The sequence below is a fragment of the Bartonella grahamii subsp. shimonis genome, from assembly GCF_036327415.1.
Lineage (GTDB): Bacteria > Pseudomonadota > Alphaproteobacteria > Rhizobiales > Rhizobiaceae > Bartonella > Bartonella shimonis.
Window position 1 is genome coordinate 905,534 of record NZ_CP123961.1, and the last position, 24,324, is coordinate 929,857.

Annotated in this window: 18 protein-coding genes; 11 read left to right on the forward strand and 7 right to left on the reverse strand. The window is 36.3% G+C overall.

Annotated features, from left to right (window positions below):
• Nucleotides 1-5: 5 nt before the first annotated feature.
• Nucleotides 6-791 (forward strand): ComF family protein, encoded by a 786-nt coding sequence (locus QHG57_RS04045; protein ID WP_330167184.1) that lies wholly within the window; start codon nucleotides 6-8, stop codon nucleotides 789-791.
• A 46-nt stretch (nucleotides 792-837) separates the two neighbouring features.
• Nucleotides 838-1,092 (forward strand): glutaredoxin 3, encoded by a 255-nt coding sequence (gene grxC / locus QHG57_RS04050; protein WP_254473023.1) that lies wholly within the window; start codon nucleotides 838-840, stop codon nucleotides 1,090-1,092.
• Nucleotides 1,093-1,112: 20 nt separating this feature from the next.
• Here the strand turns inward: grxC and ubiG are convergent, their stop codons facing one another.
• A complete protein-coding gene (gene ubiG / locus QHG57_RS04055) occupies nucleotides 1,113-1,856 on the reverse strand; it encodes a bifunctional 2-polyprenyl-6-hydroxyphenol methylase/3-demethylubiquinol 3-O-methyltransferase UbiG (RefSeq protein WP_330167185.1) in 744 nt (247 codons plus the stop codon).
• A gap of 189 nt (nucleotides 1,857-2,045) precedes the next feature.
• On the opposite strand from ubiG, the gene QHG57_RS04060 reads away from it, so the two are divergent.
• Nucleotides 2,046-3,302, forward strand: a complete 1,257-nt coding sequence (locus QHG57_RS04060; protein ID WP_330167186.1) for an aspartate kinase — start codon at nucleotides 2,046-2,048, stop codon at nucleotides 3,300-3,302.
• 3,452 nt (nucleotides 3,303-6,754) lie between these two features.
• Here the strand turns inward: QHG57_RS04060 and nhaA are convergent.
• Together nhaA and QHG57_RS04070 are read right to left on the reverse strand one after the other, a co-directional pair.
• A complete protein-coding gene (gene nhaA / locus QHG57_RS04065) occupies nucleotides 6,755-8,113 on the reverse strand; it encodes a Na+/H+ antiporter NhaA (RefSeq protein WP_330167187.1) in 1,359 nt (452 codons plus the stop codon).
• 145 nt (nucleotides 8,114-8,258) lie between these two features.
• Nucleotides 8,259-9,965 (reverse strand): aq_1923 C-terminal domain, encoded by a 1,707-nt coding sequence (locus tag QHG57_RS04070; RefSeq protein WP_330169528.1) that lies wholly within the window; start codon nucleotides 9,963-9,965, stop codon nucleotides 8,259-8,261.
• A 353-nt stretch (nucleotides 9,966-10,318) separates the two neighbouring features.
• Here QHG57_RS04070 and QHG57_RS04075 point away from each other — a divergent pair, with 353 nt between their 5' ends.
• The 8 genes from QHG57_RS04075 to QHG57_RS04110 all read left to right on the forward strand — a co-directional run bounded on the left by QHG57_RS04075 (nucleotide 10,319) and on the right by QHG57_RS04110 (nucleotide 17,961).
• A complete protein-coding gene (locus tag QHG57_RS04075) occupies nucleotides 10,319-12,091 on the forward strand; it encodes an SLC13 family permease (RefSeq protein ID WP_330169529.1) in 1,773 nt (590 codons plus the stop codon).
• A 577-nt stretch (nucleotides 12,092-12,668) separates the two neighbouring features.
• Nucleotides 12,669-13,340 carry a DUF2659 family protein gene (locus QHG57_RS04080; protein WP_330167190.1) on the forward strand — a complete coding sequence of 224 codons (672 nt, stop codon included), beginning with the start codon at nucleotides 12,669-12,671 and terminating at the stop codon, nucleotides 13,338-13,340.
• 4 nt (nucleotides 13,341-13,344) lie between these two features.
• Entirely contained in the window at nucleotides 13,345-14,769 is a 1,425-nt protein-coding gene (der, locus tag QHG57_RS04085; protein ID WP_330167191.1) for a ribosome biogenesis GTPase Der, read from the forward strand.
• A gap of 501 nt (nucleotides 14,770-15,270) precedes the next feature.
• On the forward strand, nucleotides 15,271-15,705 hold the full coding sequence (locus QHG57_RS04090; protein WP_330167192.1) for an AtpZ/AtpI family protein: 435 nt from the start codon (nucleotides 15,271-15,273) through the stop codon (nucleotides 15,703-15,705).
• Nucleotides 15,706-15,712: 7 nt separating this feature from the next.
• Nucleotides 15,713-16,471 (forward strand): F0F1 ATP synthase subunit A, encoded by a 759-nt coding sequence (locus tag QHG57_RS04095; RefSeq protein WP_330169575.1) that lies wholly within the window; start codon nucleotides 15,713-15,715, stop codon nucleotides 16,469-16,471.
• A gap of 54 nt (nucleotides 16,472-16,525) precedes the next feature.
• Nucleotides 16,526-16,756: a F0F1 ATP synthase subunit C gene (locus tag QHG57_RS04100; RefSeq protein ID WP_005773968.1), complete on the forward strand. Its 231-nt coding sequence runs from the start codon at nucleotides 16,526-16,528 to the stop codon at nucleotides 16,754-16,756.
• Nucleotides 16,757-16,888: 132 nt separating this feature from the next.
• Nucleotides 16,889-17,455 carry a F0F1 ATP synthase subunit B gene (locus QHG57_RS04105; RefSeq protein ID WP_330167193.1) on the forward strand — a complete coding sequence of 189 codons (567 nt, stop codon included), beginning with the start codon at nucleotides 16,889-16,891 and terminating at the stop codon, nucleotides 17,453-17,455.
• Between the two features lie 11 nt (nucleotides 17,456-17,466).
• On the forward strand, nucleotides 17,467-17,961 hold the full coding sequence (locus QHG57_RS04110; RefSeq protein WP_330169530.1) for a F0F1 ATP synthase subunit B: 495 nt from the start codon (nucleotides 17,467-17,469) through the stop codon (nucleotides 17,959-17,961).
• 76 nt (nucleotides 17,962-18,037) lie between these two features.
• Here the strand turns inward: QHG57_RS04110 and glyS are convergent, their stop codons facing one another.
• The 4 genes from glyS to QHG57_RS04130 form a co-directional block, all read right to left on the reverse strand.
• Nucleotides 18,038-20,260: a glycine--tRNA ligase subunit beta gene (gene glyS / locus QHG57_RS04115; protein ID WP_330169531.1), complete on the reverse strand. Its 2,223-nt coding sequence runs from the start codon at nucleotides 20,258-20,260 to the stop codon at nucleotides 18,038-18,040.
• On the reverse strand, nucleotides 20,260-21,201 hold the full coding sequence (locus QHG57_RS04120; RefSeq protein WP_330167196.1) for a glycine--tRNA ligase subunit alpha: 942 nt from the start codon (nucleotides 21,199-21,201) through the stop codon (nucleotides 20,260-20,262). The genes glyS and QHG57_RS04120 overlap by 1 nt, the downstream gene beginning before the upstream one ends.
• A gap of 91 nt (nucleotides 21,202-21,292) precedes the next feature.
• A complete protein-coding gene (locus tag QHG57_RS04125) occupies nucleotides 21,293-22,987 on the reverse strand; it encodes a tetratricopeptide repeat protein (RefSeq protein WP_330168806.1) in 1,695 nt (564 codons plus the stop codon).
• Nucleotides 22,988-23,082: 95 nt separating this feature from the next.
• Nucleotides 23,083-24,159, reverse strand: coding sequence for a polyprenyl synthetase family protein (locus QHG57_RS04130; protein ID WP_330169532.1), 1,077 nt, complete (start codon nucleotides 24,157-24,159; stop codon nucleotides 23,083-23,085).
• Nucleotides 24,160-24,324 lie beyond the last annotated feature (165 nt).

Sequence of the window (24,324 nt, forward strand, 5' to 3'; positions counted from 1 at the left end):
TTATAATGTTGTATTTTCGAGAAGCGGCGTTAAATAGCGGGGATATACTCAGTAAGTTCATTGAACGCTTGAAAGTGATGCTTTATCCACCAATTTGTCCTGGATGTAAGCAAAATGTTTCTACTTATGGCACAATTTGCCCGGAATGTTGGAAAGGCCTTCAATTTATCACGAAACCTTATTGTCCTGTTATGGGGACTCCTTTTGTTTGTGATATGGGTGATGGTTTTCTCAGTGGTGAAGCACTTCGTAATTCTCATCCTTTTTCACGTGTTCGCTCAGTCATTGTTCATAAAGGGCTTGCACGAACTTTAGTAACGCGCTTAAAATATGGTGATCATATAGAATTGGCATCATTTATGGCCAATTGGATGATGTTTGCTGGACGCGAGGTTATTGATGATTGTGATGTTATTATTCCCATTCCATTGCATTTTCGTCGTTTTTGGGAAAGGCGTTATAATCAATCTGCTGAGCTTGCGCGTTATATTGCAGCATCACAAAAAAAGCTTTTAAAACCGAGTTGGCTTGTTCGTTGTCGGCATACCCGTCCACAGGTTAGTCTTTCTTCGAGAGAGAGAAAACTTAACGTAAAAAATGCTTTTAAGGTTTCACATAAGGTTAAAAAATATCTCAAAGGATGTTCTATTTTGCTGATTGATGATGTATTTACAACGGGTGCAACAGTTACAGCAGCAGCTGCTGCATTAAAATATGCAGGTGCACGACAAGTTGATGTGCTAACATTTTCGCGTGTTCTCAAAGAAGATTCTATTTTTCCCTCTTCTTGAGAGGAATTTAAAGTGAACATTATAAAAAATATTGGAGGATAATACTATGAAAGAGATAATAATTTATACACGCCCTAACTGTCCTTATTGCACAAAAGCACGTGATTTGCTTGATAAAAAAGGCGTAAAGTATACGGATATTGATGCTTCCACATCCCTTCGCCAAGAAATGGTACAGCGCGCCAATGGGCGTAATACATTTCCACAAATTTTCATAGGTGATTATCACGTTGGCGGTTGTGATGATCTTTATGCTTTAGAGGCTGAGGGAAAGCTCAATTCTTTATTACAAGGCATATAATATTTGTAAATTACATATCCTTAAGATCGTTTTGCGAGAAGGAGATAGTTAACGCTCATGTCTTTTGAGCGATTCCAGCTGTCGTTTAATGGGTTATAAGTAATACCGATCTCATCAATGACGGTCAGAGCGTTTTTTGATAAGAAATTTTTAAGTTCTAGAGGTTTTAGGAATTTTTTATAATCATGTGTTCCTTTAGGTAGCCAACGGAGGATATATTCAGCGCCTACAATAGCAAGCCCCCATGCTTTCCATGTGCGGTTGAGTGTTGAGACAAACATTAACCCTTGTGGTTTCAACATTTTTGCTGTAGCTTCTATGAAGAGATTAACGTCAGCGACATGTTCAACAACTTCCATATTAAGGATGATATCAAATTTTTCTCCTTCATTGGCAAGTGCTTCTGCTGTCGTCGTGCGGTAATCAATGGAAAGATCATTTTGAGCTGCATGGGCTTTTGCGACTTCAATATTTGTTTGTGCAGCATCAACGCCTACGACCATAGCGCCAAGACGTGCCATTGGTTCACATAACAAGCCTCCTCCACAGCCAATATCAAGAATTTTTAAATTGTCAAAGGGCGTAAGTGAAGCAGGGTCACGATTAAACTCTAAACAGATTTTTTCTCTGATGTAAGCAAGGCGCGTTGGGTTAAATTGGTGAAGAGGCCGAAATTTTCCTTGTGGATTCCACCATTCTGTAGCAATACGTGAAAAGTAATCAATTTCACTTTGATCAATAGTTGTTTGTGTTTCATCTATCATGTTGCCTTCCTTTTATTTTTAATGATCAGGTCAAGTAGATTTTATACAAAGTCAAGAGAAATTGATATAATCATAATGAAACTTGCACAAATGATAGATATTCGCTATGTCGAGAAAATGGTTAGTTGATACAGCATCTAATTCTCATTACCGTTTGAGATAAGAGATGTAAAGGTAAGAGTGTTATTAATGGCGCGCATTGTCATGAAATTCGGTGGAACATCTGTAGCAAATATTGAATGTATATATAATGTTGCACGGCATGTCAAAAGAGAGATTGATGCAGGCAATGAGGTTGCAGTTGTCGTATCTGCGATGGCTGGTAAAACCAATGAGCTTGTTCAGTGGACGTGTGATGCTTCCTCCATGCATAGAGATGCTCGCGAATATGATGTTGTGGTTGCTTCTGGTGAACAGGTTACTTCAGGTTTGTTGGCTTTGACACTTCAAAAAATGGGGGTGAATGCACGTTCATGGCTTGGTTGGCAAATTCCTATTCATACAGACAATGCACATGGTCGTGCACGTATTACTAATATTGATGGATCTTGTTTAATCGAGTGTTTTCAGGAAGGTCAGGTTGCCGTTATTGCTGGTTTTCAGGGGTTAGCTCCGGATAACCGGATTTCTACCTTAGGGCGTGGAGGATCAGATACAAGTGCTGTTGCTATAGCCGCTGCTGTACAAGCTGATCGCTGTGATATTTATACGGATGTGGATGGTGTTTATACAACGGATCCACGTATAGAACCAAAAGCGCGTCGTTTACCAAAAGTAGCTTTTGAAGAAATGCTAGAAATGGCTTCTCTTGGTGCAAAGGTTTTACAGGTTCGTTCTGTTGAATTGGCAATGGTTCATAAGGTTCGTACCTTTGTACGTTCAAGTTTTGAGGATCCCGATGCGTTAGGCATGGAGGATCCAATGAGTTCTTCTGGAACACTTATTTGCGATGAGGATGAAATCGTGGAACAACAAAATGTTACTGGTATTGCTTTTGCTAAGGATGAAGCGCAAATTTCCCTTCGTCGACTTGCGGATCGTCCAGGGATTTCAGCAGCAATTTTTGGTCCCTTGGCTGAAGAACGCATTAATGTTGATATGATTGTGCAAAATATTTCTGAAGATGGCTCAAAAACTGATATGACTTTTACTGTACCATCATCAGATGTAGAAAAAGCCGTTACACTTCTTGAGAAGAATCGCAAAGAAATTGGATTTGATGTTCTCCAATTTGAAAGCGATCTTGCCAAGGTATCTGTGATTGGTATTGGAATGCGTAGCCATGCAGGTGTTGCTGCTACAGCCTTTAAAGCTTTGGCTGAAAAGGGTATTAATATTCAAGCAATTACGACCTCAGAAATTAAAATTTCTATTTTGATTGATAGTGCTTACACTGAACTTGCGGTTAGAACATTACATGCCGTTTATGCCCTTGATAAGGGATAAACATTTTTTAGTTTCAATAAAGTTTCAATAACATAAAGCTTTAATATATTAATAATTTTTGTTAAGGATAATTTATATTTTTAACTTAAATAGAATATTTGATACAGCAGAACTCTCACATTTTAAACTCGTTCATGGTGAATTTAAAATAGTTGCTTATACATTACAAGAGAAAGATGTTTGGTAAAAAACTGTTTAAGAAGGGATATAAAATATGCCGTCCATAAACGTTTTAGAGCCTATAGAGAGGGATGGAGAAGTCTTTAAGATAAGCCTTAATAGAATAAGGAACAATGCACTGCCTTTATTCAAAGGATGCATGTGACATGAGGGACAGCCTCGTGAATACAGATTTAATATTATAAATCTTAGAGAAATTGGAGCTCATTGGATTAGTGATGGAATTACAAAAAATAGAATTGAAGATGTATTTTCTAGAGATGTTTAGCTTGTCTCAAATGATTGTTTATGACTTTATATGTATCTTGTAAATTTAATTTTTTCCGTATTATGAGGCAATAAAAAAATCTATCTCTATAGACAATATTTATATTGCGCTATAATTTATAAAATTACTATATCTTATGCAGTGATGGCGTATAGCTCTTCAGAAGTATTTTTCATAAAATCATGTAACTACACATCAAAATTAATGATAATGTTATAGTGTGTTGCTTTATGATTTCATTACTTAAATTTTTTCTCATGTCTATTTATCTTTTTTTGAATTATGATTAAGATTTTCAGAGTTTTCGCTACCTTCATATGTTCTTTAGGTTAATTTTCTTTCCTTAACTACTCTATTACAAGTATTTTCTGTATCATGTTGCCAATCACGCATGAAATACATTCTTTCGTTTGTGCAGTATATCGTGCTATTTTTTTATCATATTTACATATTTTTCAAATGGTGGTCTTTGTAAGTAAAACTCTTCTTGTAAGAAATATAGCAATTTTTATTATTCTAATTTCGTTAAATATTTTTCCACAATGTGTTCATATTCAATATATGAATTCGAAACGTATTCTCTTATTTTTTAATTACTTTTTAATAGCATAATGCATTCGAATGGAGATGTTCATTTGAAGTTAATATAAGATATATTATCAAAGTGCGATAATTAATACACTTATTCCCAATAAAGATATTTTAATAAATATTATTTTCTATAGTCTTTTGTATTTTTTTAGTTTGTTCTTGTCTATTTTTTATTGCTTAATTATTTTATCTTGAATGTATAAATATGTTCCATTTTTTACATTGAGTATTAATAATCACTCCTTACGCACATAATTTTGAGCTTCAATTTTTGCTATATATCTCAGTTTTGCAGTATTCTGCAGGTAAAGTGACTCCTTCAACTTGTTTCTTTTATGCATCTTTGTGCGTTTTCTTACTGGAAATAGTTGCGATTCTATATTTTGTGTATCTAGGCAGAATAATTGGTTTTTCTATCAATCTTCCACTATATTATTTCAAATATCTAGACTATTAATTTAATATCAACTGCGATAATAGTAAGCATCTTGAGTACTACAACCTTTAATTTGTAAATATGCTATACCATTTCATTATATGCTTTCTCACCAGGGATAAGATAATACGCTTAAGCATTCAGTACATAGGGGGCGTTTAAAAGTTCTCTGTCATCATTAGTTGTATTAAATTGCCTACAATTAATTTGCTTCTTGAACAATTCAGAACTATGCACAATGAAAAAAGCATCTTGAGTAGTATAGCCTATAGTTTTTAGATAGTTTACGATTTTTTTATTTGTAAAGAGCTTTTTTGATATGCAGATGTCTTTGATTTTACAACTTTTGGTATCTGTACCTGTGTGGTATTATGTTCACAACCAGCAACAAATATTCCACTGGAGATTACAGCTGATAGAATAAGATTTTTAAATATGAGGTAGTTTACTAAATGTTCTCTATAATTTATTTTTATACAATGTGTATTAACTTTACGTGATTAATATATATAAAAATTTTAATGACAATATTATTTTACTCTTATTCTAGTTAATGTGGTGTTGTGTAATTCGAAAGTCTCGGCAATATTGTTTTTAAATTATCTGTAAAGAGTATTTTATGGTATCAAGAAATATAGAGCTAACTCTGTAAACAAAAAGAAAATAAATATCAACTAAGAGCGGGAAAAGGGGAGAGCAACGATATATATGCTCTATTTTTCTACTCCATTGTCAATCTAGTAGTGATTTTATGACGTTGTTATTCCAAATAAATCTTTTGTTTTTTGTTACCTGTACCAATATTTAATGTCAGCGCAGATGTATGTTTGACGATATATATTGAGACGGATAAGGGGTCTATGAGCAACTCCTGTTTTTGTATGCCAGATAGGAACAAGAATGTTGCGTATACCTGTTGGGGTAATTTCTGAAATGGAGATAAAACCTAATTGGGGGAGGATATGAAGCCATAAAAGTGAAAACCAGTTTCCATTTTACAACTTCCTTTTAATTCTACTTTATAACTTTCAAAGGTATTGACAGCAATATCTTTTAAATAATGGATATTACACATTGGTTCACGTTTTTGTTTGTTGCGTTATTTAAATCGTATATGACTTTCACGTAAAACAAAATGCTATTATATTGCCAATTTACGCGCTTGTTTTGAAAAAATATCTCTCTCCAAACCCATTACGGTGCCTGTGGATGGTGTAACGTAAAATTTATTGGGGGCCATCTCCTTTACTTAGATCAAAGGTGTCAGTTGGTCGTCATCATTTAATTTTTAGTTTTCGTGTTGAACAGCTCTTGTATTGATATGATGAAGCATTCTTATTTCTTTCTTCAAATAATTTTACTACATGCTCCTCCTCAGTTTGTGACGTGTAAGCGAATAATCTTGATTGATTCATCATGTACAGATTTGAAATGAGAAAATCTTATGATATTTGGGCTCCATTCAAGATTTATAATGATAAATTATCATTATAAATCAAATATTTTTACCAAAAAATAATGGACTTTTAAGAAGATAAAAATTAAAGTTGTTTAGAACACTAGCAATAAAATCAGTAACGAGGAGGGTGGTTTATTGGGAAAAATAAGCCATGGAGTTACTTAACTGATTATTGAATTTTGCTCATTCTTATCTGTTTGTTATAATTAAATATAAGATATTGATTTATAAGAATTGTTTTTATAGTGAATAATAGTCCCGACGAAAAGAAGCTTCTCTAAAGCCATGAAACTTTTTATATTGAAACAATTAAAATCATTCCTGTGCACATCACAAGTGGAGCTGGTGTATGAATAAAAGATTATTGAAGAAAGGAATAAAAATATCTATTATGAAGCTCCATAAGTGTAAAGATGAGACGAGACAACGGATTTTACATTAAATATTGCCCGAATTCAACAAAAGAGCAAAATCACTTTTTAAAAGTTTTGCATAAAAATGTATTTCCAGTTAATTTGTTAGGGACTATGAGAAATTCCTTTATTGCGCTTAATATAAATAAATCCGTATCCCAGACCGATAAGGGCAGATAAACCAGAGCCACAAAGGACCCCAATTTTTGCAGCGTCAAGCAGAATAATATCTTTAAAAGCGAGCATTGAAACAAAGATAGACATTGTAAAGCCAATTCCTGCTAAAAAACCAATGAGTAAAACACCTGTCCATGTCATACGAGGGGGTAGGCGGCATAGCCCTGATTTTACGGCGACATAACTGGCTGTGATAATACCAAGAGGCTTACCAACGAAAAGACCAATGATAACACCCAGAACAATCAAGAATGATTTGTCAGAAGAAAGATCAAAGTTTGCAAAACTTACTCCTGCATTTGCGAAGGCAAAAATTGGCATGATACCGTATGCAACCCATGGATGCAACGCTTTTTGAACACGTGTTACTGGGGCAATCATGGCTCGTTGTCCTTTGCGCATTTTTTTCAATGCGGTTGAAATATGATGCAGATCTGTTTTTGTATTTTTTTCTTGGAGAATTTGCATAGCGTTACTAAGCATAGTGAGTGGCGCTACAAGAGTACGGGTAGGAAGAACGGGAGTCATCATCCCTAAGATTACGCCAGCAAGTGATGGGTGAACGCCTGTTACCATTAAACCCCACCAGATGATTGTACCAGGTAAAATATAAAGCCATGCTGATGCAAGCCCGATCCACTGAAAAAATAGCACCAAAGTAATACCTGCCCCTGCAATCATTAAACCGCTAGGATCAATATTTGTTGAGTAGAAAAAAGCAATAATAAGAACAGCGATAATATCATCAATAATCGCTAATGATAGAAGAATGATATGAAGATTAGAAGGAATTTTTTTTCCAAGAAGAGCAAGAATACCTAGAGCAAAGGCAATATCTGTTGCTGTTGGCACCGCCCAACCGCGTATGTTCCCCTCGTTAAAGTTGAAGATAAAGTAAATAATTGCAGGAACACAAACGCCCCCTATTGCAGCAACAATTGGTAAGATTGCTTGTTTAAAATCGGCAAGAGCACCTTCATGAATTTCACGTCGAATTTCCATTCCTGCGACGAGAAAGAAAATAGTCATAAGAGCATCATTAACCCAGAAATGTAAATCCCATGAAAGAGTGAAATGACCCAAATTAAAGCCAAGAGGTGTATGCCAAAAAGATTCATAGGAAGCAGCATATTTAGAATTAGCAAAAATAAGTGCAGAAGCAGCAGCTAATAAAAGAACAATACCACTAAGAGCTTCAATATGGAGAAAACGCTCGATAGCAGAAAGCGCTTGATGGGTGACACGAGAAGCGCGATTAGGCAGGCGATTTGAAGATAAATCAGACATGAACAACTCCAAGCATCGACAATTTTAGATTTTATATCTCTGTATAAATGACTCTGTATGATACCTTCTGTATCATATAAAAGAAAAAAGCGGAATAAAGTTCTTAATTTATAGACAAGATCATCATGTTTAAAGCACAAAATGTTTAAGGTAATGCTTCATTTTTAATAGTGAGATGTACTTTGCTTAAAATCTTGGATAGATCATTTTGTAAAGCAGATTCGAGATCAACCATTGTGAGCCCTTTATTATCTTTTGCTTTAATTTTAACGATCAATGTTTGTGGATTTTTAGCAAATTCACCTAAGGATTTTGAAATTTTTTCTGCTTCGTCATGATTTTTTAGCAGCATTTTTGGGGTCTGCGTCATCATTAGATAGAAATCGTCATAGAGTTCCTTTTTAAGATCATGTTGGCTGTCATTAAGGTTTTGCGCAAGATAAGAAAAAAGCTTATCAATGAAACCTGCATCCCTATATTGCACATCAATTTCATTGATGCCAAAGTCTTGAGAAGCAGCAATCATTAAATTTTGCTGACCAGAAAAAAGCTTTTCATCAACATCAATAACCTTAGCTGATATATTCCCAGATCCAACGTCTTTCATATTGAAAGACATTGCATCAAGAAGGAGCATATGTTTTTTTTCATCATAAGAAATATCAATTTTTCCTGAAATGTCAAAGCGCTCAAAGTTCAGATTTTTGAAGAACTCTAAGTCTTTTTCATTCATTTTTTTAGGTGAAACGGAAAGGTTATTGAGAGAAAGAAAAAGCTTTTTGGGGATAGGTTGTTTCCACAAGCTTGGTTTAAATTGGAGTGATTCGAGCGTTGCTTTCAACTGAGGTATATCAACGGTGATATTATCAACTTTGGCATCCGCTGAGGTAATGGCAAGCAGTATGTTTAGAAGAAGACCATTTTGTGCTATTTTTTCAGCAACTTTATTATTCTCTTTTCTTGCATTAAGATAAGCTTTGATCAATTTTTCAGGAGTTTGTTCAAGCGGCTTCATTTTTAAACCAGATGTTTTAAACTGCCCGAGGAAGAAAGAACTGCTTTTTTCCGCTTTTTCAAAAACGTTGACACTTACATTATTCAGAGAAATGGGGCCAGTAACAGTTTTACCTTGGTTGAGAGCGCTGTTTTTTCCAAAAATGATAGAATAGGCGTAGTTAATGTCGATATCATGGGCTTTTATTGTATCACTTTTAGCCATAAGATGCATCTGTTTGGCACCATTTACTGCAACTGTTTTAAGATCCATATTTTTAATACTAACTGAACGGATATGGCCATTTTTAAAATCAGAAAGCTGAAAATTCTTGACTTCAACCGTTTCTATTCGGTTATTTTTGTTTTTTATAGAAAGTTGTATATTGGGTGCAATAATTGAAGAAAGCTCAATACGCATCATTGATTGTAAAAGACGTGATGTTATCGTTCTATCTTTTTCTTTTAAGGATACACTCCGAAGAGAAATTTGAGGAATTTGCACATGAATATTATTATGCTTTAAATCAACATTATAAAATGTAAAAGTTCCGGGAATAAAGGAAAGAGGAGGACGGGCAGAAATGGCACCAATTTTAAGTGATGTACCAGCTGGAACGGGTAATGTCACATTCTTCAAATTGACTTTACCTAGAATGCTTACTTCAGATTTTTCGGCTTTTATGGCACGACGGGCTATTTCTTGTCTTACAAAACTGTCAAGATAGGGTTTTGCGATATAAAATCCACCAACAATTATAATTGCTAAGATAGCAACAAACCCAATAATGCAAGTGAGCCAATATCTGAGGTTACTTTGATACCCACTATTAAGATTGACCATTCTTTCTTCTTTCATTTTATCACTCTTTGAATTGAGAGTGAAGATAAATTCTTTTAAGCAACGACAAAGGTTTAAATATAGCGTGTACCAGTTTCAACAATTATCTACTCTCTATATTAGAGTTATTCTTATCTTTTTTGCAATATAGCTTTATCAACTTTTATCAATTTTCTTTGGGTTCAGCACTTTATAGAAAAGCACGCGTAATAAGGAGAGGTAAGTTTATGCGCATCATAATTTTTTATCACTTTAAAATTATCCTAAAATATTCCGATGTCTACTTTTATCTTGCTGCTGTTTATAGGAATATTTAAAACATAAAAAATATGTTTTTATACATTATAATTTAATGGGGAGAGGTGAGTGTTATGACAGAAAATCAAATAATGGCTTTTTCGATCATTGGTCTCATGATGGTTGTTTTTATTTGGGATCGATTTCGTTATGATCTTGTTGCTATTTGTACGTTATTAATAGCCTGTGCTCTTGGTCTTGTCAGTCCGAAGGAAGCTTTTAGCGGTTTTAGTAATGATATTGTTATTATTGTGGGGAGTGTGTTTGTTGTCAGTACAGCCGTATCGCGCTCTGGTATAATGGAATTTATTATTCAACGGATATGGACAGACGTAAAATCGGTGCGTCTTCAATTAGCTTTTTTAGTTCTTTCTGTTGTCGTGTTATCAATGTTTGTTAAAAACATTGGTGCTTTGGCTATTATGCTTCCAATAGCTTTTCAGTTTGCACGTCGTTCTCAGATTTCTCCTTCTGTCTTTTTGATGCCTATGGCCTTTGGTTCTTTGTTGGGGGGGCTTATGACACAGATAGGAACATCTCCCAATGTTGTTATTTCAGCGATGCAAGAACGTTTAGCAGGAACACCTTTTACTATGTTTGATTTTACACCAGTTGGTGCGGTTGTTGCGGCGGCTGGTGTTATATATTTAGTCTTTTTTTATTGGCTTTTGCCTGTGCGTGTGCGCTCAGGTGTATCATTTGATGATGCCATTGATATTCGTAATTATGTTGCAGAAGTGCATATTCCAATAAATTCACCGATTATAGGGAAAAATATTGTTGATTTGGTTAAGCCATCAAGTGGTGACGTTATGGTGATTCAAATCATCAGAAATAAAGTATTTATTTCACCATTACCAGATTTTGTCTTGTCTGAAAATGATATTATCTTGCTGGAAGGATCGCATACAGGGTTAGATAGCGTGATGAACTCTGCTCGTTTAGAGTTTTCTAAGGGGCGAACTATTGCTGCAGGTGATAAGGACAGTGACATTGATATTATTGAAGCAGTCATCACCCATAATTCACCTCTCATTGGTATTAGTGCGAAAGAGTTTTCCCTATTTGATCGCTATAATGTAAATTTACTTGCGTTAAGTCGTCAACATGAAAGGGTGCGGGGAAGACTTGATGATACTATTTTCCATCTTGGAGATGTGATTGTTTTGCAAGGACAGGATGCAGTTATTCCAAATTTATTAAGAGAATTGAAATGCTTGCCCCTAGCAAAACGAAATATTGTGTTTGGAAATTTACGACATGGTTTCATCTCTTTAGCTGTTTTATTTATAGCAATTATTTTTACAGCTTTTCATATTGTTCCAGTTGCTTTTTCTTTTTTTTCTGCTGCTGCTGCAATGGTTATCTTTCGCGTTTTGCCCGCGCGTGATCTGTATCAGGCATTAGATGGCCCAATATTAGTACTATTAGCGGCTCTTATTCCAGTGAGTGAAGCGTTAGAGAAAACAGGATGTACGGATCTCATTGGTCAATGGCTGAGCCAATTGGCAATATTTTTCCCGCCATCAGGTGCCTTAGCGCTTATGTTGGTGACAGCTATGTTGGTCACGCCATTTTTGAATAATGCAGCAACAGTGATGATGGTAGCACCAATTGCGTCAAGTTTTGCTCATTCCCTTCATTATAAGCCTGAAGCTTTTTTGATGGCTGTTGCAATTGGTGCGGGCTGTGAGTTTCTTACACCCATTGGACATCAAAGTAATATGCTCGTGATGGCGCCAGGAGGATATCGTTTTAGTGATTATCCACGTTTGGGTGCTCCATTGGCGGTGTTGATCATTATTATTGCTGTTCCAATGCTTATGTGGGTTTGGCCCTTACAATAGGATATTTTTAGAAACTTTAAGGATCAATGACAAAAGATTGTTAATCGTATGAAGATAAGTTGAAGGGATACACTTTGTATAAAGAGCTTTAACTGAAGATTTGGAATTATACCACATTTTATCATGGCACTTTGGTATTTTTGATACAGATAAAAATTTATCTATTTGATTTTAATAAATATTCGCGGAAATTTACTTTTTGTTCAAGTTTTTTATAGAATTGTTTTTTCTATTATATTCTATAATCCAATACAATCAACGATTGCGTTAAAGACTTTAAAAGATCATTTCTCTCTGTAATGGGGAGAGAGTCTGCTTGAGATGATAGGCAATCATGATAAATATTAAAACAGTGAATTTTTTACAAGGTTTAATATGTAAAAGCTGTAATGTGAACAAACAATGCATTTACATCATTTTCGATTAAGACTATTGCAAAAATCCGATTGATTTGGCTACATGTTGATTTAAAACAAATAAACGAGCAATTTAAAGATTTTTAGTTAATTAGGACTACCATCTTTGTCCATTTATGCGTAAAAGCACAGATAAAGTAACTTTTTTCAAGGTATGATATATGTCGTATGATAGTTTTATTGCTGAAGTGAATGCAGAATTTCGTCAGGAAAAGGCGCTTGCTTTTTGGAGACGGTATGGTTTTTCAATTATTGGAGCAGCTATTCTTTTTATATTCATGATAGTTGCTTATCAAATTTACCATCATCAGCAAATAAAGAAAGCTGGTTATATTGGTGATGCATTTATAAAAAGTCTTGATTTTGCGGATACACGTCATTTTGATAAAGCGATAAAGCAATTAGAAATTGTTAAAACCTCTCATTTTGGGGGGTATCCTTTTCTTGCTCGTTTACGTGAGGCTTCTTTACTCGTGGAGAAAGGTGATATTATTAAGTCAGTGGAGATCTTTGATTCTGTTGCCGCGGATGAGAAAGCACCGCAGATTTTGCAGAAAGTTGCAAAAATTCGGGCGGCTTATATTCTGGTTGATACAGGGACATTAGCTGATGTTGAAAAGCGCATCAAAGATATGACAAGTGATACCGATCCTATGCGTATGTCTGCAAGAGAGGCTTTAGGCTTAGCTGCTTATAAGGCGGATAAAATGGACGAGGCGGTTTATTATTTTAAGAAAATTTCTGAAAATGGTGCTTTGGGTTCAAAAATAACAGATCGGGCTCGAATGATGCTTGAGCTTATACAAGCTGAGGGCAAGGCAAATAAGGAATAAATCGATGAGCCTTACCATTGCTATCGTTGGTCGTCCCAATGTTGGGAAGTCAACACTATTTAATCGTTTGGTTGGGCAAAAATTGGCTTTGGTTGATGATAAGCCTGGTGTAACACGTGATCGGCGTATTCATGCGGCAAAACTTCAAGATCTACGTTTTGATGTGATTGATACGGCTGGGCTGGAAGAAGCAGGTGATCATACACTTGAGGGGCGTATGCGTTCTCATACAAAAGCTGCGATTGATGAAGCTGATCTTATTTTATTTGTATTTGATGCAAAGGGCGGAATAACACCAAGTGATTTAAATTTTGCTTCATTGGTTCGCAAATCAGGAAAGCCAATAGTGCTTGTTGCCAATAAGTCTGAGTCAAGAGCGGCAACAGGAGGAGAGTATGAGGCATGGTCATTAGGTTTGGGGGAGCCGTGTCCAATATCGGCTGAACATGGTTTAGGGCTTAGTGATCTGCGTGATGCAATTATAGATGCTGTTGGGTCAGAGCATGCTTTTGGCAATAACAAAGAACAAGATATTACGATACAGCCTGCATCTGTTGGTGATGATGTAAACGGTTTGGAAGAAGAGGAGCTTATTTACGATGAAAATAAGCCCATTAGGATTGCAATTGCGGGGCGTCCCAATACAGGGAAATCCACTCTTATCAATAGTATGTTGAAACAAGAACGATTGTTAACAGGACCAGAAGCAGGACTCACGCGTGATTCTATTTCTGTAGATTGGGAATGGCGTGGTCGTCATATTAAACTTTTTGATACTGCAGGTTTACGTCGAAAATCGAAAATTCAAGAAAAATTAGAAAAACTATCTGTTGCAGATACTTTGCGTGCTATTCGTTTTGCAGAAGTGGTGGTCATTGTTTTTGATGCAACGATACCTTTTGAAAAACAGGATTTACAAATTGCTGATCTTGTGATTCGTGAAGGGCGTGTTCCAGTTATTGCTTTCAATAAGTGGGATCTTATTGAAAATAGTCAGACCACATTGAGTGATTTGCATGAAAAATGTGCGCGATTTCTTCCTCAAGTTCGTGGTTTGAGAGCTGTTCCTTTATCAGGACAATATGGTCAAGGGATTGATAAACTGATGGAAAATGTCACGATGATGCACCGTGTATGGAATCGTCGCATTTCAACGGCTAAATTGAACCAATGGCTTGGAACTGTTGTGGCACATCATCCACCTCCTGCGGTTTCTGGACGTCGACTTAAGGTTAAATACATCACACAGGTTAAGATACGTCCTCCTGGATTTATGATTTCTTGCTCGCGCCCCAAAAGTATGCCCCAGTCGTATTTGCGCTATATTGTCAATGGGTTACGTGAAACATTTGATATGTCTGGTATACCCATTCGCATATCATTACGAGCCTCTGATAATCCTTTTGCGACACGTTCCAAGAAGAAATGATAACTCTTTAAGTTTTTAAATGAATGAAATCTATACTTAAGAATCTTAAAAATAAGTTCTTTCAATGATCTCTCTTTTCATAAAATAAAAAGTGCAAGTTTATTTGAATAAAAGGAGCAAACCAACGCTCTCATACTTTTTTAGCTTTCTATGTTCTCTTTCAACACTAGAATTGATATAACATTGGGAGCTGGAAAATAAGAGGGTATCAGTTTACACCTTTTGTTAAGCGTAAAAATGACAGTTCTATGAATTTTATATTATTCGCGGGAACTTTTCATTATACATTCACGGGTACTGTCGTGAAATCGGTTTAAATGCTCAAAATATCTTTTTAAGAAAGAATATAAATTGAAAAATACGTTATTTATGAAATAAAATTTATACGATAACTTGTGATAGATTTCTTTTAGTATCTTGACGAATAAATTCGAGAACAATATGATGTGCACGGTTTTATGAAATGCATTCTTACTTTGCTTTTTAATTAAGGAGCCAATGATGGCGATGGGCGAGAAACCCGTTATAAGCCGTAAAGAGGCTGAAGAGAAAAAGCAAGAAGAGTGTCTTCACTCAGAGGATTTGGAATGTCGTAGTAGGAACTTAAGCGTAGCTTTAGGGCGCAAGCAAGCATTAAAAAAACAGGAGAATAAGAATAAGCGGGAGAAATCACAAGGAAGGATGGCAGATGCAATTAAGCTTTCCAGTGAGTTTCTGGCGAGTGTTATAGTTGGTGTTGTTTTGGGGTTAGGGTTTGACAAGTTAGCTGGTTCATGGCCTTGGGGATTGGTATTTTTTCTCTTCTTTGGATTTGCTGCTGGTGTAGTGAGTATTTTTCGGTCTGTGGGGTATATTTCCTCCAGTCAATTAGGAAAAAAAGGCGTATTGCGCCAAGATAAACAAGATAAAGGGGCCAATGAGAGGTCCGATAAATGAGGTTGAAGTGACAGCGTACGCTCCAGATCCTATTCATCAGTTTGAGGTTTCAAGGCTGATTAAGATTTCCATAGGAAATATGGATTTATCATTTACAAATGTATCATTATTTACAGTTTTCACGGTTGTTATAACTTCTATTTTTCTCTTTATTTCTTCATCAAGTCGTGGATTGGTTCCAACGCGGATGCAGTCTCTTTCGGAAATGGCATATGAGTTTGTAGCATCGACTCTGCGGGAAGCATCTGGTGTGCAGGGAATGCAGTTTTTTCCTTTAGTTTTTTCTCTGTTTACTTTTATTTTGGTTGCTAACTTTATTGGTCTTTTTCCTTATTTTTATACGATTACATCTCAGATCATGATCACGTTTTCGTTAGCAATGGTGGTAATTTTGACAGTGATTGGTTATGGCTTTTATAAGCATGGGGTCAGTTTTTTGAAACTATTCGTTCCCAGTGGAGTTCCTGTTGTGGTTTTGCCTCTGGTGACAATGATTGAGGTTATTTCTTTTCTCTCCCGTCCAATTAGTCTTTCTCTTCGTCTTTTTGCGAATATGCTTGCTGGTCATATTACGCTCAAAGTGTTTTCTGGGTTTGTTGTTTCAATGATTGGGGTAGGACTTGTAGGCGTGGGTGGTTCGGTTCTACCGCTTATTATGACTGTAGCGATTACTGCTCTTGAGTTTTTGGTCGCATTTCTTCAGGCTTACGTCTTTACGGTTTTAACTTGTATGTATCTTAATGATGCAATTCATCCAGGACATTAACAGAACTGGCGGTTTTCCGTCGAATAATGCAATTTCGCTTTAAAGGAGAATAACATGGAAATGGTGCTTGCAGCAAAATATATTGGCGCTGGTCTTGCTTGCTTTGGTATGGCTGGAACAGCTTTAGGACTTGGTAATATTTTTGGTAGCTATCTTTCTGGTGCATTACGAAATCCGTCAGCGGCAGATAGTCAGTTTGGTCGTCTCGTTTTTGGTTTTGCTGTGACAGAAGCTTTAGGAATTTTTTCATTGCTCATTGCTTTATTACTTCTTTTTGGGGTTTGATCATCATAAAAAGGGTATATCATCTGTTCTTGCATGAGGAAAGATTTACCCTTTAGCTCTTAACCAGAGAGATGTCAGTCAGTTATCATCGGTTATAGAGGGCTTAATAAGCTATTTAAAGGATGAGAGAAGATGTTTGTTTCAACCGTTTATGCACAGAACACTGAAACGTCGATAGAACATATTAAAAAGGTGGCAGAGCATGCAAATCGCGTGTTTCCGCCTTTTGAGTTTGTACATTTTGGTTCGCATTTTTTCTGGTTGGCAATTTCTTTCGGACTTTTTTATCTTTTTATCTCTCGTGTAATTGTATCACGTATTGGTGGTGTTATTGAAACACGACGAGATCGAATCGCATCTGATTTAGATCAGGCAATGCGCATGAAGCAGGAAGCAGACATTGTTGTTGAAACTTATGAGCGGAAATTAGCAGAAGCGCGTTTGAAAGCGCATGCTATAGCGCAGGTAGCTAGTGAAGAATTAAAAGAAAAAGCAGAGCTTGAACGCAAAGAAATTGAAGAGAGTTTAGAAAAAAAACTCGCAGGTGCTGAAAAACAGATAGCAGAAATTCGGGATAGAGCGATGCAAAATGTTGGTTCTATCGCTGAAGAAGTAGCCCTTGAAATTGTGAAAAAATTGATTGACGTTAATATCAGCAAAGAGGCTGTTCGTTCAGTTGTTAAAACTGTGGATTATTGAGGAAAACAAAGATGACTGATACTTTTTGGGCATTTGTTGGGTTAGTTCTTTTTTTGGCTCTTTTAGTCTATTTCCAAATTCCACAGAAGCTTATACACTATCTTGATGCGCGCGCGAAGCGTATCAAAGATGAACTGGATGAGGCTCTGCGTCTTCGTGAAGAAGCACAGGAAATATTGGCTGAATATCAACGCAAACATGCAGAAGCAGAAAAAGATGCGCAAGAAATTATTGCGGCAGCAAAGCATGAAGTTGAATCTGTTATTGCTGAGGCTCGTACAAAAGCAGAAGAATATGTAAAAAACCGCAATAAATTGGCAGAGCAAAAAATTGCTCAAGCAGAAGCGGATGCAATACGCATGGTTTCTTCATCGGCTATTGATTTGGCAATTTCTACAGCACGTATCCTTATTGCAAAGGAATTAGATTCTAACAATGCAGATGAACTTATTAAAGAGTCTCTTGAGAAAGAATCATTTATCAAAATGAAAACATATCTCAATTAATGATATTTGAGAGATAGAGATAAAGAACTGCTTCTTCGGTTTCATAATTTTTACCAGTTAATAAGGCCTTTTGATTTTAAATGACAAGTTTTGAGAAGTCCGCAACCGATTGTGTAACAATGTGAATACGTTTGAGAAGAGCAAGACGGTTAGCACGAACAGCAGGTTTTTTATCATTCACCAATACTTTTTCAAAAAATATATCAATCAACTTTCCAAGTGGTGCTAGCACACTGAGCGCAAATGATAAATTTGTTGCATTGATGGGAGCAAGAACCTTTTTTTCTACTTCACAGATTGCGTGATAGAGCTGCTTTTCTTCTTTCTCGACAAAGAGCTCAGGATTAATTTCATTTGCTATTGTTGTGCTTTTTTGAAATTCATTTTCAAGAATATTGGCAGTACGTTTTACAGAGGCTACAAAGTTCATTCCATCATGGGTATTGATAAAAGCGATAAGCGATTCGACACGACGTGCAATCAATAAAAAATCATCAGAATCTTTATTTAAAACGGCTTCAAGGGCATCGTAACGAGCACCTTCCTCTTTTAGATAGATTTTCAAACGGTCATGAAAAAAGAATAACAGGTCTGATAAAATATATTCTGTTTTTTCTGGAAGCAGATTCTGCAATTGTGAATTTTTTCTTTGAGAGACTTCATATTTATTTTTTTGTTGTAGGAAAAGATTCGTTGCTAACTGAAACAGTGGCATAAGATTGATTTTCCAGTCTCGCGAAAGTACAAGCCTAATAATTCCCAATGCTGCTCGTCTTAACGCATAGGGATCTTTTGAGCCCGTTGGTTTTTCATTAATGAGCCAAAAGCCAACAAGCATGTCAATTTTATCGGCGAGCATAACGGTTATAGCAAGTGGTTCTTGTGGAAGACGATCTGTTGGTCCTTGAGGTTTATAATGGTCCTCGATTGCTACAGCTACGCGAGGATCTTCCCCTTGAAGAAGAGCATATTTTTGCCCCATGACCCCTTGTAGTTCAGGAAACTCTCCAACAACTTCTGTTTGCAAATCAGCTTTTGCAAGGATTGCTGCACGTTTTGCTAAAAGAGGATCTGTTTTTATCAAAGGTGCAATTTCTTGTGCGAGTGTAGCAATGCGTTCTACTCTTGCACCTTGCGTACCTAATTTAGCATGAAAAGTTACATTCAAATGATCAAGTCGTGCCATTCTTTGATCAAAAGGTTTTTTTATATCAAGATCAAATTTTTTTATAGAAGATTCCAATTGTTGAATATCAGGCAAATTACGCTGATCGGTTTGCCAAAAATAAAGTGCATCAGAAAGACGGGCACGGACAACTTTACTATTTCCTTTTGAAATTTCTTTACCTTCATCATTTGCAAGAATATTAGAAACGAGAATAAAATGATGAGAAAGTTTTACTTTTTCTCCTTGTTTACGGGTGACAAAACATTTTTGATTGGTTCGAATGGTCAAACGAATAATTTCTGGAGGAATATCAAGGAATGATTTGTCAAAATCACCCATCAGGATAACAGGCCATTCAACAAGACCAGCAACTTCTTCTAGGAGGGGATTATCTTGAACCAATTCTAAACCGTTTGCAAAGCAGAGATTTTGGGCATCGGCTAAAATAATATTCTTTCGTCTCTCGGCATCCAGAATGACTTTATGGGTTTCAAGTTGAGTAACATAATCATCAAAGCGGCGCACTTGAAATGGCTTTCCATCACTTAAGAAACGATGACCATAAGTTAAATTATTGCTTTTAAGAGAACCAATTGTGAACGGAATAACATGTGTTTCACCAATTTCTGGTCCGAAGATGCAAAGAATGTTTTGTAAAGGTCGAATCCACTTCAGAGCACCACTTTTCGTTGAATCTTTTCCCCAACGCATAGATTTCGTCCACGGAAAATTGCGGATAATATCCGGTAAAATATCGGCAATAATTTCTTCTGCAGCTCGACCTTTTTTAACAATTTTAGCAATATAAAAATACCCTTTTTTATCATCATGTCCAATATGTGCTTCAGAAATATCATTTAATCCTGTTGCACGTAGAAAACCATCAATTACATGCTGTGGTGATTTTATACTAGGACCTTTGCGTTCTTCATGGATATCTTTTGAGCGTATGGAAAGTCCGCGTATGTCCAATGTTAGCCGACGAGGTGTCCAATATTCACGAGCAGCTTTATAGATTAATCCAGCATTCACAAGTTGATCTGTAACAGATTTTTTAAGATCAGCAGCAGCTTTTCGTTGCATACGTGCAGGAATTTCTTCACTGAAAAGTTCAAGAAGAAGATCAGACATTAGGCTTCTCCAGTGTATATTTGTCCAGCTTCTGTGAGTAAGAAGGCTTCCCCACAACGGCGTGCGAGATCACGAACACGAAGAATGTAATTTTGTCGTTCGGTTACAGAAATAACACCACGTGCTTGCAAAAGATTAAAGATATGGCTCGCTTTAATACATTGATCATAGGCAGGAAAAACACAGCGATGTAATACATTTTCTTTATTTGGTTTTCCAGCATCAAGAAGTGCGCTGCATTCGCGTTCTGCATCGATAAAGTGCTGATGTAACAGTTTTGTATCAGCAAATTCGAAGTTGTAATATGAGTATTCCTGTTCTGCCTGTAAAAAAATATCTCTATAACTTATTTTGTTTTCTCCCTCCAATCCATTAAAGTTAAGGTCATAGACGTTATCAACCCCTTGGATATACATCGCTAGACGCTCAAGACCGTATGTGAGCTCCCCTGAAACTGGAGCACACTCAATGCCACAAACTTGTTGAAAATAAGTAAATTGAGAGACTTCCATTCCATCGCACCAGCATTCCCATCCAAGCCCCCAAGCACCAAGGGTGGGACTTTCCCAATCATCTTCAACAAAGCGAATATCATGCAGTTTTATATCAAGCCCGATAGCTTGTAGCGACTTTATATAAAGTTCTTGTAGATTGAGCGGGGAGGGTTTGAGAAGCACTTGGAATTGATAATAGTGTTGTAAACGATTTGGATTCTTACCATATCGGCCATCTGTTGGACGTCTGGAGGGTTGGACATAAGCAACTTTCCAAGGGCGTGGACCTAGAGAGCGTAATGTTGTTGCTGGATGAAAAGTCCCAGCTCCGACTTCCATATCGTAAGGTTGCAAAATTGCACATCCATAGTATGCCCAATAATTTTGCAAAGTTAAGATTAGTCCCTGAAAAGAACGTTTGGGGTTAAGATGTTCAGGTAGTTTCACGCTTTATACTCTTTATATTGGACTAAACAAAAAACAAAGTAATTTTAGTTTCTCTGTTTATTATTTCATGTTGTTTATGGTTAAGCATTGTTTATTGCAAACCAAATTTCAACTTTTCTTGAATTTGTTCAGAATTTTCTGGTTTTCCGTCAATTGCGTGGTTCCATTGAAAGATTGCTTCACGTTTACGTCCAACTTTCCAATAGGCATCCCCTAAATGATCATTCAGTGTTGGGTCCTCAGGTTGTAATCTGACAGCATTTTCTAATATTTGCACTGCTTTATTATATTCTTTTAATTTATAATAAGCCCACCCTAAAGAATCGAGAATATGACTGTTGTGAGCTTGCAAAGCAGAAGCTTTTTGCAGCATACGGAGCGATTCTTCAAGCTTCTCACCACGTTCCACAAGGGAATAGGCTAAATAATTAAGAACCTGCGGTTGGTTTGGGAAAAATTCAAGTGATTTTCGCAAATTAATTTCCGCTTTTGGCCATTGCTTTAAACGTTCAAAAGCAATACCACGCTGATAAAAGAGTTTCCAATCGTCCTGCTGAAAGTTTTTTATCTGAGCAATAGCGTAGTCTAGAGTTTTAATGGCCTCAAGAAATTTATTGTTCTGCATATAAAAAGCAACGAGCGTTATCAAAATATTACGATCATTGGGAAATTTTTCATTTAACAATGTGAGTAATTTTATTGCTTCTTTGTAATTATTGTTATTGGCAAGAAGGAATGCAAGATGAAGTTGTCCATCTTTGTAATAAGGAGATTTAGGGGATAAAGCGCGATAAAGTTTAATTGCTTGATGAGGATCACTCAATTTAGCAGAAATGTGTGCGAGCTGAAACAGTGTTGCGTTATTTTGAGGGTATAAGGCGAAAGATAATTGCTTAAAAATACGTGCAATTCGCCCTGAGTTTTTGTGGTTGAGGGCTGTTCCAAAATTATACAATACCTCGGCTGCTCCTTGTTGAGGTGTTTTAATAACTCTCTCTAAGAAAGAATTTTTTTCAATTTTTTCTCGAAAGTTCTTAAGGACTTCTCGACCTGACAACATTTGTTCGCCATGTTGGATTGTTTGAAGAGCTTGGTTGCGCATATTATGGCGCAATTGGAATGAGGCATAGGCGATGATAATACGTTCATAGGTATTAGGAGCGATAAGAGTCCCCTGTTTGTTACTAAGTGCTTTAATGAAATATTGTTTTGCATCCTTTGGCCGTTCTGCAAGGTCGCTCATAAGTGCTAGATGATAAGATATAAAAAGGTCATACCAGACAGGACCTTTGAGTTTCTTAAGGTCAGCGATTGCTTGAGATTTTTGTCCAGATCCAAATGTAATCCAAGCACCGATGAGTTCAGGTATTGGATTATTGGATGTCGGAGGTTCTTTTGATTTCAGAAGAAAATTGGCATTCTTATAGTCTTTTTTGATGAGACTTTCTACTGACAAAGTTAAGGAAACAAAGGGAGTTATAACACCTTGCTCTTTGAGTTTTTGGGCTTGTTGGACAGCTTCTTTAAAGTTTCCTACCGAGAGCATAGCTTCAAGGAGCTCTTTTTGTGTTTCAATGTTATCAGGTTGATAAACGAGTGCTTGTTTAAAGTAATTGATAGCAAGTTCTGTTTTATTTTCATGATTTGCAACCCTTCCAGCTAAATAAGCACCTGTAAATGAGCTTGTATGAATTGTGGTGCTTATTTTACTGTAGGTGGGGGATGGCATCAGCATGATACCCACGATAAAGAGGGTAAAAAGTCGAGATACCGTTGCAGAGCACATGGAGCTAATCCTTTTCAAGATAATCAATCGATGGTGTTGTTTATAGATCATATCTCATTACTTTGTTGAGGAATACTGCGATTCTTACAAAGAATTCAGTTTACGCGCGCAATACAAAATTCAACAGTCTCAACGAGAGCATTGTAAGCAAGATTTTTGTTTATGGGAACAAGAGCATCAATTGCATGTTTTCCATAGATGCGCGCTTGTTCTACTGTATCTGTGATACTATCATACTTTTCTATTAAGTGTTGCGCGTATGCGAAGGCTTCATTATTGTTATTGCCATCTTCAAGTGCTTGTTTCCAGAATTTTTTTTCTACCATATTTCCACGTTCATATGCTATAATAACAGGCATTGTTATTTTTCCTTCTCTAAAATCATCCCCTATATTTTTTCCTAAGTTTTCAGCACTACCGCTATAGTCAAGTGCATCATCAATCAATTGGAAAGCTAAACCTAAAGATGTTCCATATTCACGTAATGAAGAACGCTCGTTATGTCCATAGCCAGCAACAATCGGTCCTACTTCAGCGGCTGCTGAAAAAAGTGCGGCTGTTTTTGCATTGATGATTTTGAGATAGTCTGAAGGGCTAGTTTTGATATTTTTTGCAGCAGAAAGTTGCATAACTTCTCCTTCAGCAATAATTGCAGCAGCGTTCGCTAGGACAGAGAGCGCTTCTATGGAACCGACATCGACCATCATTTTAAAAGCCTGACCCAACAGGAAATCACCAACAAGTACACTTGCTTGATTTCCCCAAATCATCCGTGCAGTGGATTTTCCACGTCGCAAATTACTTTCATCAATCACATCATCGTGTAATAATGTTGCTGTATGCATAAATTCAACAGCTGTTGCGAGTTTTATATGCCCGTCACTTTGATAACCGAACATATGAGCAGAAGCGAGCGTAATCATTGGGCGTAATCGCTTTCCACCTGATGAAATAAGATGGTTAGAAATTTCAGGGATCATCTCAATCTCTGATTTGGTCATAGAGAGAATAAATTGATTTACGCGCTCCATATCTTTTTGAGTAAGATTGACAAGAGATTGAAGAGAAATTCGATTATTTTTTATTTTTTCTGGTTTGATAGCTGCACTCAATGTGTTTACTCCTAGAGTATTGCAATGGACATATATAAAATTTACTTTGTTTACTAGCATAAAGGGGGTTTGGTTTTGACTCAAGCTTTTGATGGCGCTTTGAAGTGTAAGCTTGGAATGTTATTGGCAAGGAATGTTCTTTAGTGAGTGTAATTTTGTTGTTATGAAATAATAAAAAAATTTAAAATAGAAGCTGAATGGCAAAAATGTGGTTTGTAAAGGTGA

Excerpts from the sequence above, each read along its gene's own strand:
- QHG57_RS04045 (WP_330167184.1), top strand. The coding sequence starts at position 6 with ATGTTGTATTTTCGAGAAGCGGCGTTAAATAGCGGGGATATACTCAGT.
- grxC (WP_254473023.1), top strand. The coding sequence starts at position 838 with ATGAAAGAGATAATAATTTATACACGCCCTAACTGTCCTTATTGCACA.
- ubiG (WP_330167185.1), bottom strand. The coding sequence starts at position 1,856 with ATGATAGATGAAACACAAACAACTATTGATCAAAGTGAAATTGATTAC.
- QHG57_RS04060 (WP_330167186.1), top strand. The coding sequence starts at position 2,046 with ATGGCGCGCATTGTCATGAAATTCGGTGGAACATCTGTAGCAAATATT.
- nhaA (WP_330167187.1), bottom strand. The coding sequence starts at position 8,113 with ATGTCTGATTTATCTTCAAATCGCCTGCCTAATCGCGCTTCTCGTGTC.
- QHG57_RS04070 (WP_330169528.1), bottom strand. The coding sequence starts at position 9,965 with ATGAAAGAAGAAAGAATGGTCAATCTTAATAGTGGGTATCAAAGTAAC.
- QHG57_RS04075 (WP_330169529.1), top strand. The coding sequence starts at position 10,319 with ATGACAGAAAATCAAATAATGGCTTTTTCGATCATTGGTCTCATGATG.
- QHG57_RS04080 (WP_330167190.1), top strand. The coding sequence starts at position 12,669 with ATGTCGTATGATAGTTTTATTGCTGAAGTGAATGCAGAATTTCGTCAG.
- der (WP_330167191.1), top strand. The coding sequence starts at position 13,345 with ATGAGCCTTACCATTGCTATCGTTGGTCGTCCCAATGTTGGGAAGTCA.
- QHG57_RS04090 (WP_330167192.1), top strand. The coding sequence starts at position 15,271 with ATGGCGATGGGCGAGAAACCCGTTATAAGCCGTAAAGAGGCTGAAGAG.
- QHG57_RS04100 (WP_005773968.1), top strand. The coding sequence starts at position 16,526 with ATGGAAATGGTGCTTGCAGCAAAATATATTGGCGCTGGTCTTGCTTGC.
- QHG57_RS04105 (WP_330167193.1), top strand. The coding sequence starts at position 16,889 with ATGTTTGTTTCAACCGTTTATGCACAGAACACTGAAACGTCGATAGAA.
- QHG57_RS04110 (WP_330169530.1), top strand. The coding sequence starts at position 17,467 with ATGACTGATACTTTTTGGGCATTTGTTGGGTTAGTTCTTTTTTTGGCT.
- glyS (WP_330169531.1), bottom strand. The coding sequence starts at position 20,260 with ATGTCTGATCTTCTTCTTGAACTTTTCAGTGAAGAAATTCCTGCACGT.
- QHG57_RS04125 (WP_330168806.1), bottom strand. The coding sequence starts at position 22,987 with ATGTGCTCTGCAACGGTATCTCGACTTTTTACCCTCTTTATCGTGGGT.
- QHG57_RS04130 (WP_330169532.1), bottom strand. The coding sequence starts at position 24,159 with ATGCTAGTAAACAAAGTAAATTTTATATATGTCCATTGCAATACTCTA.